The organism is Bacillus sp. GB_SG_008, assembly GCF_052038115.1.
Classification (GTDB): Bacteria; Bacillota; Bacilli; order Bacillales; family Bacillaceae_G; genus Bacillus_A; species Bacillus_A rhizoplanae.
Map to the genome: position 1 here is coordinate 233,072 of NZ_JBPZSK010000006.1, position 16,926 is coordinate 249,997.

At 35.4% G+C, this 16,926-nt stretch carries 15 protein-coding genes and 4 pseudogenes; 6 read left to right on the top strand and 13 right to left on the bottom strand.

Annotation, left to right across the window (positions count from 1 at the left end; all coding sequences use genetic code 11):
• Positions 1-128: 128 nt before the first annotated feature.
• The 3 genes from ACTDJC_RS17150 to ACTDJC_RS17160 form a co-directional block, all read right to left on the bottom strand.
• A complete protein-coding gene (locus tag ACTDJC_RS17150; RefSeq protein WP_440604161.1) occupies positions 129-380 on the bottom strand; it encodes a hypothetical protein in 252 nt (83 codons plus the stop codon).
• A gap of 222 nt (positions 381-602) precedes the next feature.
• Positions 603-791, bottom strand: a complete 189-nt coding sequence (locus ACTDJC_RS17155; protein WP_440604162.1) for a hypothetical protein — start codon at positions 789-791, stop codon at positions 603-605.
• 177 nt (positions 792-968) lie between these two features.
• Entirely contained in the window at positions 969-1,322 is a 354-nt protein-coding gene (locus ACTDJC_RS17160) for a hypothetical protein (RefSeq protein WP_440604163.1), read from the bottom strand.
• A gap of 248 nt (positions 1,323-1,570) precedes the next feature.
• Between ACTDJC_RS17160 and ACTDJC_RS17165 the strand changes: the two genes are divergently transcribed.
• Both ACTDJC_RS17165 and ACTDJC_RS17170 read left to right on the top strand, forming a co-directional pair.
• Positions 1,571-2,368 (top strand): cyclase family protein, encoded by a 798-nt coding sequence (locus tag ACTDJC_RS17165; protein WP_154713218.1) that lies wholly within the window; start codon positions 1,571-1,573, stop codon positions 2,366-2,368.
• Positions 2,369-2,690: 322 nt separating this feature from the next.
• A pseudogene (locus ACTDJC_RS17170) lies at positions 2,691-2,945 on the top strand (IS6 family transposase); the annotation flags it as partial.
• 133 nt (positions 2,946-3,078) lie between these two features.
• Here the strand turns inward: ACTDJC_RS17170 and tatC (ACTDJC_RS17175) are convergent.
• The 6 genes and pseudogenes from tatC (ACTDJC_RS17175) to ACTDJC_RS17200 form a co-directional block, all read right to left on the bottom strand.
• Entirely contained in the window at positions 3,079-3,810 is a 732-nt protein-coding gene (tatC, locus tag ACTDJC_RS17175; protein WP_440604164.1) for a twin-arginine translocase subunit TatC, read from the bottom strand.
• 59 nt (positions 3,811-3,869) lie between these two features.
• Positions 3,870-4,106: a twin-arginine translocase TatA/TatE family subunit gene (gene tatA, locus ACTDJC_RS17180; protein ID WP_098311325.1), complete on the bottom strand. Its 237-nt coding sequence runs from the start codon at positions 4,104-4,106 to the stop codon at positions 3,870-3,872.
• A gap of 39 nt (positions 4,107-4,145) precedes the next feature.
• On the bottom strand, positions 4,146-5,978 hold the full coding sequence (locus tag ACTDJC_RS17185) for a DUF4073 domain-containing protein (RefSeq protein WP_440604165.1): 1,833 nt from the start codon (positions 5,976-5,978) through the stop codon (positions 4,146-4,148).
• Positions 5,979-6,371: 393 nt separating this feature from the next.
• The gene (locus tag ACTDJC_RS17190; protein WP_440604200.1) at positions 6,372-6,482 is read right to left on the bottom strand and encodes a winged helix-turn-helix transcriptional regulator; all 111 of its coding nucleotides are present in this window, start codon (positions 6,480-6,482) and stop codon (positions 6,372-6,374) included.
• A 284-nt stretch (positions 6,483-6,766) separates the two neighbouring features.
• Positions 6,767-7,289 (bottom strand): annotated as a pseudogene (locus ACTDJC_RS17195) (tubby C-terminal domain-like protein).
• Between the two features lie 258 nt (positions 7,290-7,547).
• Complete coding sequence (locus ACTDJC_RS17200) at positions 7,548-8,342, bottom strand: DeoR/GlpR family DNA-binding transcription regulator (RefSeq protein ID WP_230576990.1); 795 nt, start codon at positions 8,340-8,342, stop codon at positions 7,548-7,550.
• Between the two features lie 431 nt (positions 8,343-8,773).
• Between ACTDJC_RS17200 and ACTDJC_RS17205 the strand changes: the two genes are divergently transcribed.
• The 4 genes and pseudogenes from ACTDJC_RS17205 to ACTDJC_RS17220 all read left to right on the top strand — a co-directional run bounded on the left by ACTDJC_RS17205 (position 8,774) and on the right by ACTDJC_RS17220 (position 13,278).
• Complete coding sequence (locus ACTDJC_RS17205) at positions 8,774-9,988, top strand: metallophosphoesterase family protein (protein ID WP_440604166.1); 1,215 nt, start codon at positions 8,774-8,776, stop codon at positions 9,986-9,988.
• A 58-nt stretch (positions 9,989-10,046) separates the two neighbouring features.
• A complete protein-coding gene (gene tatA / locus ACTDJC_RS17210) occupies positions 10,047-10,226 on the top strand; it encodes a twin-arginine translocase TatA/TatE family subunit (RefSeq protein ID WP_230576992.1) in 180 nt (59 codons plus the stop codon).
• 65 nt (positions 10,227-10,291) lie between these two features.
• Positions 10,292-11,019, top strand: a pseudogene (tatC, locus tag ACTDJC_RS17215) (twin-arginine translocase subunit TatC).
• 51 nt (positions 11,020-11,070) lie between these two features.
• Positions 11,071-13,278, top strand: coding sequence for an outer membrane protein assembly factor BamB family protein (locus tag ACTDJC_RS17220; protein WP_440604167.1), 2,208 nt, complete (start codon positions 11,071-11,073; stop codon positions 13,276-13,278).
• 807 nt (positions 13,279-14,085) lie between these two features.
• Here the strand turns inward: ACTDJC_RS17220 and ACTDJC_RS17225 are convergent.
• From ACTDJC_RS17225 to ACTDJC_RS17240, 4 genes and pseudogenes are all read right to left on the bottom strand, one after another.
• Complete coding sequence (locus ACTDJC_RS17225) at positions 14,086-15,039, bottom strand: TRM11 family SAM-dependent methyltransferase (protein WP_097898858.1); 954 nt, start codon at positions 15,037-15,039, stop codon at positions 14,086-14,088.
• A gap of 149 nt (positions 15,040-15,188) precedes the next feature.
• Positions 15,189-15,467 (bottom strand): annotated as a pseudogene (locus ACTDJC_RS17230) (nucleotide excision repair endonuclease); the annotation flags it as partial.
• 252 nt (positions 15,468-15,719) lie between these two features.
• Positions 15,720-16,055 (bottom strand): MepB family protein, encoded by a 336-nt coding sequence (locus tag ACTDJC_RS17235; RefSeq protein ID WP_440604201.1) that lies wholly within the window; start codon positions 16,053-16,055, stop codon positions 15,720-15,722.
• Positions 16,056-16,237: 182 nt separating this feature from the next.
• Positions 16,238-16,870 (bottom strand): type 1 glutamine amidotransferase family protein, encoded by a 633-nt coding sequence (locus ACTDJC_RS17240; protein ID WP_440604168.1) that lies wholly within the window; start codon positions 16,868-16,870, stop codon positions 16,238-16,240.
• Between the last annotated feature and the right edge of the window lie 56 nt (positions 16,871-16,926).

Consider the following 16,926-nt stretch of genomic DNA (forward strand, 5'->3'; position numbering starts at 1 on the left):
TTAATCTCTTAATAAATAGTTTTATCTATTGTCATTTTAACAGATTATGGAAAAACAACAATTACCTATATTAAAAACAACAATCTTTACGAAAACAACCTAAATAAAAAAGAAAAGCAGAAAGACAGTTAAATTAGTCCCTCCGCTTTAAAATGATCTTTTATTATAGTTGGGTTAACCTTTAATTCCATTGCTATCTGCTGGGGTGTGTAATCTTCTATAATCATCTCATATACTCGTTTTGCCACTTTCTCAGGGTCTACCTTCTTCTTTCGTTTTTGAGGTGTTAACTTACTATTACCAAGCTTATTTAATCTAGTACCAAATCTATCACCATAAGGCATAGTACAAATATGTTTTTGATGGTCTTTCCCAATCATATAACCAGCCTTATTAAAGAACTCAGTACCACACATGCCACAGTGGAAACGCATTGTAGCATGTTGATTGGTGTAGCGTGTCATAGGCGTTACAGCACCGTCATAAGCCTTGTTTAATGCCTTTTGAAACTATTCATTTGGTGTAACTTCTTTAGCTAAGTTACAGCAATCTTTTACCTCCATTTGTCCCTATCTTTCCTTAAATAGAAAAACCCCAACCGGTTATTCGGCTGAGGTTTCTTCTTCTTTATTCTTACTCTTTCTAAACCGCATAATTGAATGTGGAATAGCGATTACAATAGGCTGGTTATGGACTGAAATGTACTTTCTAATTGCCTCATCGTCCATATGTGTGGGTTCAACCTTCTCAACTTCCTTTTCTAGCCCTTGTATGATCTTATCAAGTTGCATTTATTTCACGTCCTTAGGTTTAATCTCAGTTGGACGGGGGATGTTACCGCTACAAGCTGTAAAGATGTCTTGACGATGGATAACTGATTGATGGGATTCGCTGTAATATAAATTGGTTCTGGTGCAAAAATAAAATAAAAGAGAATAAAGCGCATATATTCCTAACGGAATCGTATCTTATGCTGTAAGTCCAAACAATTGATGGATGAATTCTTTCTGATTTTGGACAGACTGGTCCCGTAAATCAATCTGTTCTTTTTTAATCATATGCATGGCTTCTACTCCAGAAAGAATGGATGTAGCTGTGTCAAAACATTTGAACCCTAGCATAGAACGGATTCGTTTGTCCAATTCAGGACCATACTGATGAACCCAACGCATAATCGTTGTATGAGAAATGGATAAACCCCGTTCTTCTAGCATTTCCACCAAATCACGAAAACTGAGGTTGTACCGTAGATACCATCTTACCGTTAACAAAATAATATCCGGCTGATAATGCTTCCATTTGAATACATTTCCCTTTTCCATACCAATCACGCACCCTTTCTAGAGTAATAATATCAGTATGTCTAAGATTTATAAATTCATTGCAATTGTCCTGAAGTTTTTGCACCAGAACCGTAAATACCGATTAAAGAATACAGATAAAGGTAAAAAACTATCAATCAAAAATGGTTAAAGTTGTAAAGAAGTTTTGCATATAATCAAAAATAGATTAAATTTCTAGTATAAGTTAGAGAGCTTATGAATTTTAAGGAACTAGGGGGAATGGAGTTATGATTGAAAGTTTTATACGAAATGGAAAAGGGAAAATAATTATCGATTTAAGCGATCGATTATCAAACGCTACTCGGGAATTTGAGCCAAATGCACATAAAATTATTTACAAAGATCATAAAGATTCAATTACAGTAACAGAAAAGTATTTAGGGCTTGATAAGTCTTATTGGCCAGATGAGGAAGGCTGGGCAGTAGAAGAAGTAACATTATCAACTCATTCCTACACCCATATTGATGCTCCTTATCATTATGGTTCTACATCTAATGGAAAACCTGCAAAAACAATTGAACAAATCCCCTTAAATTGGTGTTATGGAGATGGTGTTCTCATTAATATGACTTACAAGCAAGCTGGCGAAGGGATTAGTATTGATGATTTGCAACAAGAACTAAAAAGGATGAATTATTCAATCAAACCTTATGACATCATACTTATTTACACTGGAACTTCCAAGCATTTTCATCAGCCTGGTTATGAGTACTTGCATTCAGGACTAACTGCATCAGCAACAGAGTGGCTTATCGACCAAGGGGTAAAACTAATCGGGATAGATGCATGGGGTCTAGATCGTCCATTTAATGTAACAGCCAAAGAGGCAAAGGAAGGGAAGTCACAGTTTTGGGAAGCCCATTTAGTAGGCAGACGTAAAGAATATTGTCAAATTGAAAAGCTTTGTAACCTTGATAAAATTTCAAAACCATATGGTTTTACAGTATGTGCGTTTCCTATCAATATTGCTAATGCAAGTGCGGGGTGGAGCCGTGTAGTAGCTATTTTTGATGAAATTAATTAACCATTACTTGTAAGAAAATGCCCCATATCTATTGAAGTACACCTCCATTCCACTATTATCAAAATGGTTTTTGAAAATAAACATTGTTCGTTAATTAATTGTGAAGATAATTAGAGGTAATTTCAAAAAATTCATATTACAACGTTAAGAAGATTCTAGTATTAAAAATCCCAATCTCTCAGTGTTATAAATGAGAAGTTGGGATTTATTTACTCAGTAATCGCGCCCTTTAATGGAATAAATAAAATATGGTTCTGGTGCAAAAAATCTATCAAACTTGGACATACTGATACTATGACTCTAAAAAAGGGGTGTCATCGGTATGAAAACGAAAAATTTGTTCAAGTGGAAACATTATCAGTCTGAAATTATCCTTCTTACAGTGAGATGGTACCTACGGTACAATCTGAGTTTTCGTGATTTGGTGGAAATGATGGAAGAGCGTGGTGTACCCATCGCCCACACTACCATTATGCGTTGGGTACACTAGTATGGTCCTGAGTTAGACAAACAAATTCGTCGTCACCTCAAGCAAACAAATGACTCCTGGAGAGTTGATGAAACATATATAAAAGTTGGTTCTGTTGCAAAGTTTTCTAAATGAGATTACACTCAAAAATTATGGTTTTTGGTAAACATCTATTAAGATGATTGCTTTAATTATACGAAATTAATTGAATTATTACATTTTCTGTAAGTTACTTTGCACTTCACGTCACAATTGCTCCTTCTACCCCTATAAGCTTTTTCTTATAAACAATCTTGGAAATGGTGACACTCACTTCATAAAGAAGAAGCAAAGGAACAATAACCAAGATATCCGATATAGGATCAGGTGGCGTAATTAAGATCGATACGACAGCAAGAGAAAAATAGGACAGTTTCCTTGCCTTAGCCAATCTCATTGGATTAAGAATTCCTAATCTCGTTAAAAACATCACGACCAAGGGCATCTCAAATAGAAAGCCAAATGGCAGACTCAAGCTAATCATGAACCGGAAATATTTCTCTGCCGTAAACACGGTTTCAAACTGCCCTGCAGACAACTTCATTAAGAACCCTAACACGTTCGGAAACAGGACAAAATAACCAAAAGAGATTCCCATCATAAACAAAAGAAATAACCCCGGAATAAAACTTAAAGTCACCTTACGCTCTTCCTTGGTCAGCGCCGGCGTCACAAATCGCCATGTCTGATAGGCGGCTACAGGAATCGTAGCCGCTATGGCAAATACACCTGATAAGATCATATACACCCATAAAATATCACTTGGGCCCAAGATGGCCAACTTTCCGTCAAGATCCCTAACTAACCAATCATAAATATCCTTTACAAAAATAAAAGTGGCAATGAGGAAAACAATGAATGCAAGTAAGGTTTTAATGATTCGTTGACGAAGTTCCTCTAAATGTTCAATAAGATGTAAATCTTTTTTTTCCATAATGCATACCTCCTGCTTATATATAAAAGAAATAGACGAGTTACCTCGTCCACATATGATTATGAAACTTCTGGTTTCTCCTGCTTCTTTTCAACAGCCGTTAATTCAGGCTTTTTTTCTTCCTTTTTCTCTTCCTCTTTATCTTCATCAGATACTAACCCCTTGGCTGCACTCTTGAATTCAGTTAACGTGCGTCCAAAAGCCCGGCCTACTTCCGGTAGCTTGGAAGGTCCAAAAATAATCAACGCAATCACAAGTATTAAAATCAAACCAGGAATCCCTATGTTTTGTAACATTCTAATTGACCTCCTATTTATATAACATTTTTCAAACTGTTATTTATCGATTTGCACAATGTACTCCTGCATCCAACTATTGGTTCTAAAATTCCGGCCTTTGATGACAACTTCATCCTCAAATACATGTACTTGCAAGCCTTGATTAAAAGCGCCGCCTTCTGGGTGTATCATTTCTCCGGGTTCCGGATTCGTCGGCATCCATCCGGTTTGAATGGCACCGGCGTTAACGACTGTAATGCCTTTCTTATGACCGCCCGGTACTTTAACATTTACCGCCCAATCTGGCAATTCCAAAGACCAGTGTGAATGGCCCGTAAACACGAATACATTCGGGTAATACCCGATAATATCCATAAACTCTGCTTGCCGCAGATAGTCTCCCAAATACGTTTTGTACGAGCCCGAGACGGTGTCGCGAAGGACATGGTGGGTCGCGATAAAAACCGGTTTGGCCTCTTTCGAATACTTTTCCAATCGATCGCGCAACCAATTCAATTGATCATCGCTAAAATATACTTGGTCTGTGCTGAAATTTGCATGGTTTTCGTTACCCAACACTAAAAATGGAATACCTCGAACTTTGCGCTCATAGTATGGCTTGTCCACTCCAGCAAAATCATAAAAACGCTGAAACCTGACCTCTACGCTATCCTGTCTTCTGTACAAATCATGATTTCCCATGGCAGGAATGATATTGAAAGGAACTGCATTGTTATGTATTATATTGCGTACCGCGTCAAATTCTTTGGGATCGCCGTAGTTTGTAATATCACCGTTAATAACCAGCGCTTTGGAATAAGGGTTGATGATATTCATTTGCTTCAATGCGGTATCAAAATCCACGGTATCCCCTTGAGTATCGCTAATGACGTTGAAAGTCATGATGGATTTTCTCGTGATGGAAATGTCCACTTTCAATTCCGAAATAACAGTTTCCCGACCATTGGCATCCGCTACAACAAGGTCTTTAATCGTGATGCTGCCAGTTTTACCTACTTTACCTTTCGCTTGTACGTTTAGTTTCGCAAGATTGACCGTCTTTCGTTGTTTTAAAGGATTTCCAGTTGTGAAGTTGACTACGATTTTATTTTTGGAGACTTCCGTCATCTGTGCTTGCAATCCCTCTTGCATTCCTGTCACATCGGTAACCTTGAGAATGGATGTATCAAAATGAATGTTCATGCTTTTCGGTACAAAATCGCTGTATACTTCATTCAATCGAATCATGACAGGAGTATGGGTACCCTCCTCAATAAATCCAGCATGCTGAACATCGGCTTGGACTAAGTCGATGAAAGAAATATCCGCAGGAATGTTCACTTCAATTTGACTTAAGCTGACAAACGCATTGCTTGCCGCTGCGTTCTTCTCCCCGGTAACAGTTACTTTTACTTTATGTTCCCCTGCTTCAAGTTCAGGGCTTTCATAATAAACACCTGTTTGTCTACTAGGTGCATACAAGTCTGCTTTTTGTTCCGGTCCCCCGTCAATAGAGATAGCGGCAATCCCGTCTCCGGCATCTAATTCTCCCAGTAGACGGAATTGATCTCCTATAAATTCAAATTCAAAGTAGACGCCTGTCTTATTGTTAACAGAGTGCGAGGACCAATGTTCCCATCCTGTACCTTGGAAGTTAACTTTGAACAAGCCTGTCCCTTGTTCAAGATTCGTTATCGTGATGACATTACTATTGGCTGCAGCAAGGGCTGTTTGCCCTCCATTCAATTGAAGACCACTAAACGGAACAAGCGAGATGCCGAGCGCAAGTCCAGCTGTTTTCGTTGTCCCCTGTAAAAAATCTCGTCGACTCATTTCTTTTTCAAAAACAACACTATTTTTAATTTTTTTCTGTGATTGGTCGTTTTTCATAATGTTGATCCTCTTTTCATCACAAATTATTAACCATTTCAACTGCAGGAAGATACATCAGATTCATTTCGACGATGTTCAGAAACTACTTTTTAAGTTAAAACTTGATAGTTATAACAATTATTTATCCTCCTAATTTAATGAGACTTTATTAGTACGTGCCTAATTGTAAATGGGAAATGTTACTAAAATATAAATCATAAGTAAATTCCACATTAAAAAAAAGTAAATAAAACAAAAAAAACAACATTTTATATTGTTTAAGTTGGAATTGAGAAGAAATTTGATTGAGGGGATTTTTAAGTTTTTTATGATAAACAGTTTTATAAGAATTTGATGGAGATATATAGCGATCAGATTATCTTCTATTCTTGTATTCCTATACAAAACTAGTCATAGTTTCGCGTAGTTACCACCCCTTTTACAAAACTCCGATAAAATGGGTTCTAGAGATTTTCCGAGCTCTTTAAGGGAATATTCGATTTTTCGTAGGTAAACCCTTATTAGGTTAAATGGCCCCTTAGTGGAGTAACTTTATTGCTATTCAACATTTCCTTAATCCGCCTTTCAGTTCAGATCTTCTTTTCACTTTTCACTATAAAAATACCCCTTTAGATAAACAGATCCAAAGGGGCAAAACATCGCGTCTTTTTTATAAACACCGTGACTTTATTTAAAAGCGACAACTGGAAATGCGCCCTTTAACTGAGCAACTGTGATATCACTCAATTAAACGTTTATTTTTTAGCCACCATAACAAATTATTATTGCTTATGAAGTTTAATTTTCTAATCACCAACAAAGAAAATATTTTGAAATAAACAGACAAAAAACTCGGGACCTTGAATTGGGCAGTCTTCTTCAATTTCTAAATATGTTTTAAACATTTCGGTTGTTTTCATTTTCCATCTCGCCACTTCTTTACCTTGATGATAGAATCTTACCCAATCCATTACTTTTTTTCATTGTAAATTCATTTGATTGACTTGTAATGAAGAATTCAGGTGCAATTTTTAGCCAAGTTTTATAGGTAATTTGGAATACCTCATCGGTTTTACAGTTGAAAACTTGATAATATGGATGCCCACCCCACTTTGTTGTCTTTTTGCACTGATAAACTATATCTCTATCGTTGGAATAAACATCAATTTGAACAAGCCAATCAATATTCCATATATAGGATACAATTCTTGTTAAGGTACTTTTGTAATTTCTTTTAAAACTACATACAACATTCCCATGTTGGTCGAGTACATCAACCAATTTAGTGGAATGTTTGATTTTGGGAGGTGAATAGGTGTACTTCTGCATTTGAATATCCCTTCATTAATTCCTTTGCTAGTATTTTCATATACTTATACAGAATTTTTTTATAGAATAGTTTCAATATAAAACCAATTTTGGATTGATATCGTTACTCCACAATCTGGCCCCGATACATAAAAAGAGCGCAATCCTGCTCTGGAAATGCGCCCTTTAATTGTTCACTTTTGAAACTGTACATAATAGGTTTTTTCTAACTATCTAAATGAATAAGGAGCCTCTTTAAGATGACATGGTAATCAATGTTTAATTCATGTCACCTGCTTTAATCCATTTTAGGTTTCTAACCATAGCATCTTTAGACCAATCAACGGGCATTTCTTGATCTGAAATAACACAATCAATTGATGAGAATGACCCTATATGAAAAAGAGCCTTCTGATTAATCTTGGAAGAATCAGTTACAACATAAACACTTCTTGATCTTTTCATCATAATAGTAGATGCAGTTGCTTCATCTATATTGAAATCACATATTCCATCTTTGCTAATTCCTCCACATGAAATAAACGCTTTATCAAAATAAAAGTGTTCTAATAACAGATTGGTTAATGGTCCACTGATTGAACGTTGCAGTGGATTAGTTATCCCTCCAAGTACGATTACTTTGCCATCAAATAGTTGGCTTTCTAATCGATTATTTAAGATTTCGGCTGCTGCTAATGAGTTGGTCACAATCGTGATATTTTTTACATTTTCAATGGAACTCGCAATATGTAAGGTTGTTGATCCTACATCTAGAGCAACTGTTTCTCCATCCATAATAAAAGTTGCCGCAACTTCCCCTATCATTTTTTTTTGATTATGAGAGATGCCGATTTTTTTATTAAAATGAGGTTCTTTAATCAAACAAAAATATCGAATAGCCCCACCGTGAATTCTACGTAATTTCTTTTTCTCTTCAAGCGCGCTTAAATCTTTTCGAATCGTTTCTGGTGTTACGTTTAATTTTATTGCTAAATCTACTACATTAACTTTATTTTTTATCTCAAGTTCTTTAATTATTACTCTATACCTTTCTGTCATTAAATGTTTATTCATACAATACTTTCAATGCCTCCATCATTTGGATTTGTTTTGTTTTAATCAATTATAAGAACTGAATATAAAAAAAAGCCTAAGAAAATGTTAAGTTTTGTAAATTTATCAAAAATGGAGAAGAAAACAAAACCTAAAAGCATCTTTTTCATCTATCTTTTCTTCTATAAATAATCTGAATGTTTTTCTTATTAAGGCTATTTTGTTGTTTTCTTTGGCTATTTTGTTTTGTTTTTTTTACTTATATTTCTAGCATAATTAATATTCTATCAATATTTTTATTCTACGATGGAAATGTAGATTACGGGGATAATGGCGGCAGTTCTTAAATAATGATTGCTTGTACTTGAAACTGTATAAACCTTTTTTCCCTATTTTCTCTCTTTTCGATTGCTAGGCTCTAAAAAATTTTTAAAAATTTGGAGGTAATTTTCATGAGTAATCAGGATCAAAGCAAAGGGTTAGACAGAAGGAGTTTTATAAAAATAGGAGGAGTGAGTACGCTTGCGTTAACAGTTGCTTCTACTGGTTTGCCGGTTGATTTGTTGACTAATAAAGCACATGCTGAACAATCAGAAAATGCTAAGCTTCAATTTAACTCAGATGGCAAGTTTAAAGTTGTACAATTTAACGATACTCAAGATGATGAACGAATTGATCGCAGAACAATTGAACTTATGGAGAAAGTTCTTGACTCAGAGAAGCCGGATTTTGTTGTTCTTAACGGTGACAATATTGAATCAGGCATTGATACGGAATTAGAGATGAAACAAGCCCTAAATAATGTAACTCAGCCAATGGAAAAAAGAGGAATTAAATGGGCGGTTACATTTGGAAATCATGATGAAGATTGTTCAGCCAAGACCGGAATGTATGAGAATGACATGCTGAAGTTCTATAGTAATTACAAATATAATATGAATGAACCTGGAGAAAAGGGCCTTTCTGGAACAGGAAACATGAACCTCTTAATAAGAAATTCAAAAGGCGATAAAGCCGTATTCAACCTCTGGCTTCTTGATAGCGGAAGATATGCACCAGCACAAATAGCCGGGCAAGATTTTAAAGGATACCCAACTTGGGACTGGCTCCGTTTCAATCAGGTGAATTGGTACTATGAGCAATCTAAAAAACTTGAGAAGCAATACGGTTATAAAGTTCCTTCACTCGTATTCATTCATATCCCTTTATGGGAGCATCGTTTTATGTGGCATGGAGGCGTAGACGTAAGAACACAAGCAAGCCATGAGCTTGCAATGGCAAGGCATAAAATAGTAGGAGAAAGAAATGAAGATGAATGCCCAGGACCGGTTAACAGCGGCTTGTTTTCAGCCATGTTAGATAGAGGAGACGTTAAAGGAGTTTTCTGCGGACATGATCATATAAACACCTATTGTGGCAACTATTATGGAATTTTGCTTGGGTATGCTGGTAACACAGGTTTTGGAACGTACGGTCTTGGTGGTGCTGATAACAACAGACTACGTGGAGCAAGAGTATTCAATTTAGATGAAAATAAAGAAGGTGTTCTTGTTGAAACCCATATGGTTTTCGCTAAGGACTATGGAATTGATTTAACAAACAACGATCAAAGTATGGATCCTTTACCATTAAATGACAGAGTGAAGGAAGAAGCGGTGAAAGGATAAATGTAGTTCATCTTATTCGTCTCAATCGTTTAAAAATATTTTTAATGGAGGCAACAGCATGTTACAAAACATAGGAGTACCAGGTCTAATATTAATTTTAATTATTGCACTCATCATATTTGGGCCATCTAAGTTACCTGAAATTGGGCGTGCATTTGGTAATACGTTAAAAGAATTTAAAAATTCGACGAAGGATTTAGTATCTTCGGACTCTAAAAAGGAAGATGAAAAAATTTAAATTTTGGATTGAGAAAAGGGATATATTTCTTATCTCTCTTCTTTTTTATTATTGAGGTGAAAAACATGAAGGATAAGGAAGTTGAATTAACGGTACATCTAGAAGAATTGAGAAAAAGGCTTATCTATACCCTTGGAAGCTTTTTAGTTTTTTTGCTTTATCGTTTGCTTTTGTAGAACAAATTTATAAATGGCTAGTTAAAGACTTAGAAAGTATGCTCGCCTTACTCGGACCAGGAGATATTTTATGGATTTATTTCAAAATATCGGCCGTCTGTTCACTTGCTCTTACTATACCATTAGCTGCATATCATGTTTGGCGTTTTGTTTTGCCTGCCCTTCAAGAGCATGAAAGAAAAGCAACCTTTATGCTAATTCCCGCACTATTTTTGCTATTTATTCTGGGAATTTCCTTTGGCTATTTTCTTGTTTTTCCTATTGTTCTATCCTTTCTGGAAAAATTAGCAGGAGAAGGATTTCAGCAATTTTATACTTCGGAAAAGTACTTTAGTTTTCTAATTAGTTTGACCGTTCCTTTTGGAATATTGTTTGAACTGCCTGTTGTCATTCTATTTTTAACAGCTATAGGAATAATAAATCCTCAGATGTTAAAGAAATCCAGAAAAATTGCTTATTTTGTGATTCTCATAACGTCTGTACTAATTACTCCTCCAGATTTTATATCAGACATACTCGTATTAGTTCCGCTGATATTAATCTATGAAATTAGCATTACTTTATCCGCCTTTATCTATCGTAAGAAATTGCAGAAGACGGAAATTTTTTCTTCATGAACAGAGAAAATCTATTTATAAACCATATTTGATAAGAAGGATGAGATAAAAATGAACGTATCACCAATGAATCGAAAAGATTTTTTAAAAATGTCAGGTGGCGTAGCTGGCTTATTCTTCCTAAGTCAATTTCCGATAAAAGTCGACGCGTCTTCTTGGGAAAATGAAGATTTCTCATTTGCAGTGATTGCGGATACTCATATTGAACCTTACTCACCACACAGAAGTGAGTATATTAAAAAGATTTTTTCTAGCTTTCAATCCAAAGATATTCCTTCCTTCGTGCTTCATTTAGGCGATTTAATAGAGGCTGGTCTCCCAGAAGAATATCAAGAATTTCATCGTTTAATTCCTGAAAATTATCGAAATCGATTATATGCCATTAAGGGAAATCATGAAGTAAGATGGGACGAATGGGCTGGAGAACTTTTTCATGACGTGGTCGGTAAATCACAATATTCCTTTGATTTCGGTGAAATTCATTTTATTGCTTTAGATCCTACCCAGCTTCTTCAGGAACCAGGATTTTTTACGAAAGACCAGCTAAATTGGCTTGAAAAAGACCTACAGTCTATCGGACGAAAAACCCCAGTCGTACTGTACTTGCATTATCCAATTGGAGATAACAATTATTTTATATCCAATGAAGAAGCTCTTTTTGAAATGATTGAGTCCTATAACGTTCGGTTGATTTTAAGCGGCCATGTTCACAAAGAACAAATGTGGATGCAAAATGGCTGTCATATTTTCAGTCTTCCTGCTGCAAAGGATGCACCTGTGTTTTTCTGGATAGAAAAAAAGACCATTGATAAACAGCCTTTATTATCAGTTCACCATGCAGGTATTAATGAAGAGGGTATTCAAAGTCGAACGGTTCTGACCGAGATTCCTCTTACAGGAGCAAGACCTGCAGAACATGAAAAGCCAAAGGCTATATTATTTCAACAAAAGTATAAATCTTCAGAAGGTGAATTAAAGGTTATATTGGATCCTCGTACAAAAGCAAAAGAGGTTCTTTATCAATTCTGGCCTGACCATAAATATGCCGGAAAGGATGATGGTAACTGGGAAATCCTAAATCAAGTAAGCAATTCCTCACTTCGCTTTGAAAAAATCATAGACTTGCATTCAATGCCTATAGGAAAATACCGATTACAGATCAGAGTTAAAAATGAACGGGCCGAATGGTGGGATTCTTCGAAGACTATACAAATAGAAGATCCTCACGGTACATCGAGATTAGAATGGCAAGAAGATCTGCTAGCACCAATCCAAGCTGATTTAACAAGTATATCTTCTTCAAATCTAGTTATTGCAACAACAACAGCCGGAAGCGTTACAGCTATCTATCAGAATAATGGGAAAGAAAAATGGTCGAGAGAACTAAAGGAACCGATTTATTCACAGCCAGCATTAAATAATGAGGAAACCGATATCTACGTTGGTACATCAGATCGCATGGTTTATTGTATTCGTACCAGTAATGGTGAAACAGTATGGAAAAGTAAAACGCCAAGTCCCGTTCTAGGCAACATTTATTATGATAATGGGGAACTAATCATTCCATCGGGGCATCATATCGTTTTAATGGATGCACAAACTGGAAAAATAAAATGGTCAACAGAAGTTAGCGGTTTTACTGCTGGGATGCCAACCGCTGATGATAAAGCCATTTATTTGGGAGCAGGAGACGGCAAGGCCTATGCATTGGATAGAATCAATGGACAAGTAATATGGGAATCTACCATTCTGATAAGAGAAACACCATATAAAACGTTAATATATAGTCCATGGGCAACAAAAGCAACAATCGTTCCATCCAAGGAAGGGACAAAAGATCTTGTTTATGTTTCGAATGTTTCGAACACATATGCTCTTAATCGTCATACTGGAAATATCGAGTGGAAATTTAAGGGTGGTTTTCTCTATTCCGCGCCACTCATCTTAATAGAAAACACTACGGCTGTTTTAGCAGATGAATGGGGAAAAGTTAGTGCTATTGATCCTTATTCGGGTAAACTGCTTTGGCAAACAACAACAAAACAACGCGTATTTAATGCTTCACCAGTTAAAGCTGAAGGAGAAAAAGTCTATATTTCTGGTGTAAATGGCTTACTTACGGGGCTAGATTTGAAGAATGGAAGTATCATTGATGAGTATCATTTTTCTACGGACTATGTTTACTCTACACCAATTGTTCAAAACGGACAAATCATCCAAGCTGGACAAGATGGGATTGTGCAAGCAATAAGGATATAAGTTACGTAATTTCCTTAATTAATTGGTAAAGATGGATAAAAGAAGCAGTAGGCTGTTCTGTTATTTATGTAAATTGATAAAAAAGTCAATAAAAATTGATAAAAAACCTCACAATCTTTTGAAATTATCTGAAACAATATGTGGATAGCTTATTTGGTTTTGGTGCAAAAAAAGAATAAAAGAGAATAAAGCGTAGATATTCCTAACGGAATCGTATCTTATGCCGCAAGTCCAAACAATTGATGGATGAATTCTTTCTGATTTTGGACAGACTGGTTTGATATTATCCCCTCCAAGTAAAAGTGTAACATCCATGTGTATTCATGGTCTTTTTACACTGTCTACCTTAAGGGGATAATATCAATATGGGGTAGCACCACATGCCCATCAAGCTAAGGATTTAGGACTACCCCAAAACGATAATTCTGTACAAATTGACACTGTATCTAAACTGATCGTTTTTGTTACTGTAAAATCATTGGTTTTTCCTAAGAATTAAGTCGGGCTAACCACTAAAACACTGTGTTCTCAATAGATACTTTGCCCCTGGTTACAGGAACGCTGGAACTAGGCCTAATTCAACGGTGAGGGCGTTTCTAATTTTCAAATATACAACGTAACAAAAATGAACGTTTATGTTACAAATATCACCGAAAAACAACGTTTGGTAAAAAATGTATTACTATGACCTAATTTTACACGTATCTCGGCTGTATCCCTACCTTACCCTCAAAGTGAAATTGTACCATTAAAAATGAAAAGTAAACAAAAAAAGACCAATGCACCCATTGGTCTTCCCTTACTTCCCTATTCACAAACAAGAATTTGCCGAGAAAAGTTTCCTTTTCTTGTTACGCAGCGGTCTGTAATTTCAAATCCAATTTCTTCGATCATGTGATCCATTGTTTCGCTTGTTACAACTACTACTTTTTTTGCAATACGGCGCGCATGTTTTAAAATCGAGAATTGATCTTCTGGTGTTGCGCACGTAAATAGATTGTACGGCATATCGATAATTGCTACATCGTAGTTTGTCTGAATGTCTTCGATAGGTCCTACCGTTACGTCTCCTTCAAAACCAAAATGCGCGATGTTTTCTCTTGATCCGATTACGACAAGCGGGTTAATATCACGGCCAACGATGTCAATGCCCATAGAGAGTGCTTCTACCACTACCGTTCCAATACCACAGCATGGATCGATCGCTTTGACTCCATCAGGATTTGGCACAGCGATATTCGCAACAGCTCTCGCTACACGTGTGCTTAGTGACGTAGAATAGCTGCGTGGTTTTTTCACGTGATGGAACCAAACAGCCTCGCTTTCCATATATGTTCCGAAGTACCAACGTCCGCCAATGATTACAATGCCAAATACACGCTCTGGATGATGCACATCGGCTTCACCTTCAATATGCATGCCGATATCTCGCTCAATAAGGCGGCGTTCTCCGTATTCTATTTTTTTCGATTTATCAAGATCATTAATTTTAACGAAGATGACTTTGAACGTGGATCCAGACAAATCAATCTGTTCGACCTGCTTCAAAATATCTGGCAGTTCATCTCCTTCATACATTACGTCAATCCGTTCTTTAATAAACGGGCTTCGGCTCGGATCAATTTTGATTGTGCTTTTCAATATATTAGAGTGCGATTCCGTTCCAAAAAGTGAGCGCATCTCCATATAACATAAAGAACGTTCCTCTTCGCGAAATGCATACGTATATATATACGCCGGTGTTTGGCTATGATTATCCAATCTATTCCCATCCTTTATCGTATCAAATTGTTCTTTCTCTCAAGTGATATCCGTATCATTGTGCAACGTAACGTTGCAAGCGGTAAAAAAGGACTAATAAGCCGAGGCAAAGTTGTCTCATTTTATTAGTCCTTTTTATGAGCTTTTACTTATTTAAAGAACACTTTGTCTACATTATATTTTGACTTTTGTTTATTAGCGATATATGTTTCATAAATTTCTCTTTCCATCGCGTTTTCTACAAGACAAACATCAATTTTGATTACTTCATCTCTATGGTCTTTGATTACTGATACAGTATCTTCAAAATATTTTTTTATTCTTGGTCTTAACTTTCTTGCCTTACCAACAAACATTAGTTCATTCTTGTTGTTATAAAACATAAAGATTCCACCTTTATCTCTAGGAATTAGGTGAAAATCAGTAAACTGTAGCTTTGCAATAAAGTTTGATTAAAAAATGTGTTTTAATCCTTATTTAAAAGCAAATATAAAAACTTCATTTTGAAAAAAGATTGATCAAAATGGAGTTTCTCTTTTTAACTAAGTATGAAATTTTTATAAAAAAGTTTGATTATTTTAATACTCCTTATTCCACTAACGCACCTGTTTACGGAAATGGAATACTTTGTTTTAAATTATCGAACTTTATTTTAAAACCACATTTAGGGCTATCCAATTTTAGTTAGAGTATAGCTTTAATAGTTCTTGTATTGGTAAACTATTTGTATTGTTCATCCCAACAAAATATTCTAATTGCCATTTCTGTGTTTCGATAGCTTGTTTGCTAGTGGGATTTTCCCAACTAGGGTAAACTCTAATTGCCATTTTTCCTTTTGTAGTGGCTGTTTTAAGGATACTTTGTTTTACAAGTACTTCTTTTGGAAAAACGAATTGTCCAAAATTATTATTTCTAGTAAAAGTATTGATAACCAATAAATCAGTAGCTTTTTCATATGAAAAGGCTTGGTTTTTATTATCCCCATCTTTTTCCCAAAAAGCAACAAACTGTCCTATTGTTAAGTGATAATAAAGTTATTTAATTTTCTTATAAAAATATAAGAGCCTTGCTACATTTTATTGTAGTAATGCTCTTTAAAGTTGTTTAATTTTTATCCATTTAAATATGTTTGCACTCAAAACTTAATAATAAAATTGTTTAATTCTTGTTAAACTAACTGCAAAGTTGTTTTTTTAGCTCATTTATTTATTGAATTCATTAACTGGAAGAAGTATTCAGGTTTGTAAGTCTTATTTAGGTTATACCACGAATGTAATGTATCTGGTAAAAATACATCTATTTTTTTCAATACTTCCATCGCAAATTCTAGAGGAGCTACTCCTGATGCAGTAACCAAATTCTCACTAGCTACCACAGGTCCCATCTCATAAAATTTTTCTCCTTTATAATTAGGGCAGACCATTTTAATATACTCTAAGTTATTGCTTGTATGCTTTCTAGAATCTAAGTATCCATTATTCGCTAGCCCGACAGTTGCACCACAAATTGCAGCAACTATAGTACCAAGCTTTAAAGCTTCATCAATTTTTTTTAAGATAGGTTGATGAATATCTTCTCCCCAAGTATTCCCTCCAGGTAACACTACAAGATCTTTACTCTCAAAGGTACATTCATCAAGAGAAATATCTGGTTTTATACTCAGTCCACCCATCGTAGTGATAATTTCTTTATTCGCTCCTACTGTAATCACTTTTAAAGATGCTAAATCCTTTTTGAAATATCTTCCTGAGTTTAGTTCAGCAATTAAATATCCATATTCCCAGTCTGACATTGTATTAAATACATAAAGATAAACTCTTTTTATTTTCATCCACTAACACTCCAATCACAATTTTCATAGTTTATTATTTTTCGCATCAAAAGCTA

Excerpts from the sequence above, each read along its gene's own strand:
- ACTDJC_RS17150 (WP_440604161.1), bottom strand. The coding sequence starts at position 380 with ATGATTGGGAAAGACCATCAAAAACATATTTGTACTATGCCTTATGGT.
- ACTDJC_RS17155 (WP_440604162.1), bottom strand. The coding sequence starts at position 791 with ATGCAACTTGATAAGATCATACAAGGGCTAGAAAAGGAAGTTGAGAAG.
- ACTDJC_RS17160 (WP_440604163.1), bottom strand. The coding sequence starts at position 1,322 with ATGGAAAAGGGAAATGTATTCAAATGGAAGCATTATCAGCCGGATATT.
- ACTDJC_RS17165 (WP_154713218.1), top strand. The coding sequence starts at position 1,571 with ATGATTGAAAGTTTTATACGAAATGGAAAAGGGAAAATAATTATCGAT.
- tatC (WP_440604164.1), bottom strand. The coding sequence starts at position 3,810 with ATGGAAAAAAAAGATTTACATCTTATTGAACATTTAGAGGAACTTCGT.
- tatA (WP_098311325.1), bottom strand. The coding sequence starts at position 4,106 with ATGTTACAAAACATAGGGATTCCTGGTTTGATTTTAATACTTGTGATT.
- ACTDJC_RS17185 (WP_440604165.1), bottom strand. The coding sequence starts at position 5,978 with ATGAAAAACGACCAATCACAGAAAAAAATTAAAAATAGTGTTGTTTTT.
- ACTDJC_RS17200 (WP_230576990.1), bottom strand. The coding sequence starts at position 8,342 with ATGAATAAACATTTAATGACAGAAAGGTATAGAGTAATAATTAAAGAA.
- ACTDJC_RS17205 (WP_440604166.1), top strand. The coding sequence starts at position 8,774 with ATGAGTAATCAGGATCAAAGCAAAGGGTTAGACAGAAGGAGTTTTATA.
- tatA (WP_230576992.1), top strand. The coding sequence starts at position 10,047 with ATGTTACAAAACATAGGAGTACCAGGTCTAATATTAATTTTAATTATT.
- ACTDJC_RS17220 (WP_440604167.1), top strand. The coding sequence starts at position 11,071 with ATGAACGTATCACCAATGAATCGAAAAGATTTTTTAAAAATGTCAGGT.
- ACTDJC_RS17240 (WP_440604168.1), bottom strand. The coding sequence starts at position 16,870 with ATGAAAATAAAAAGAGTTTATCTTTATGTATTTAATACAATGTCAGAC.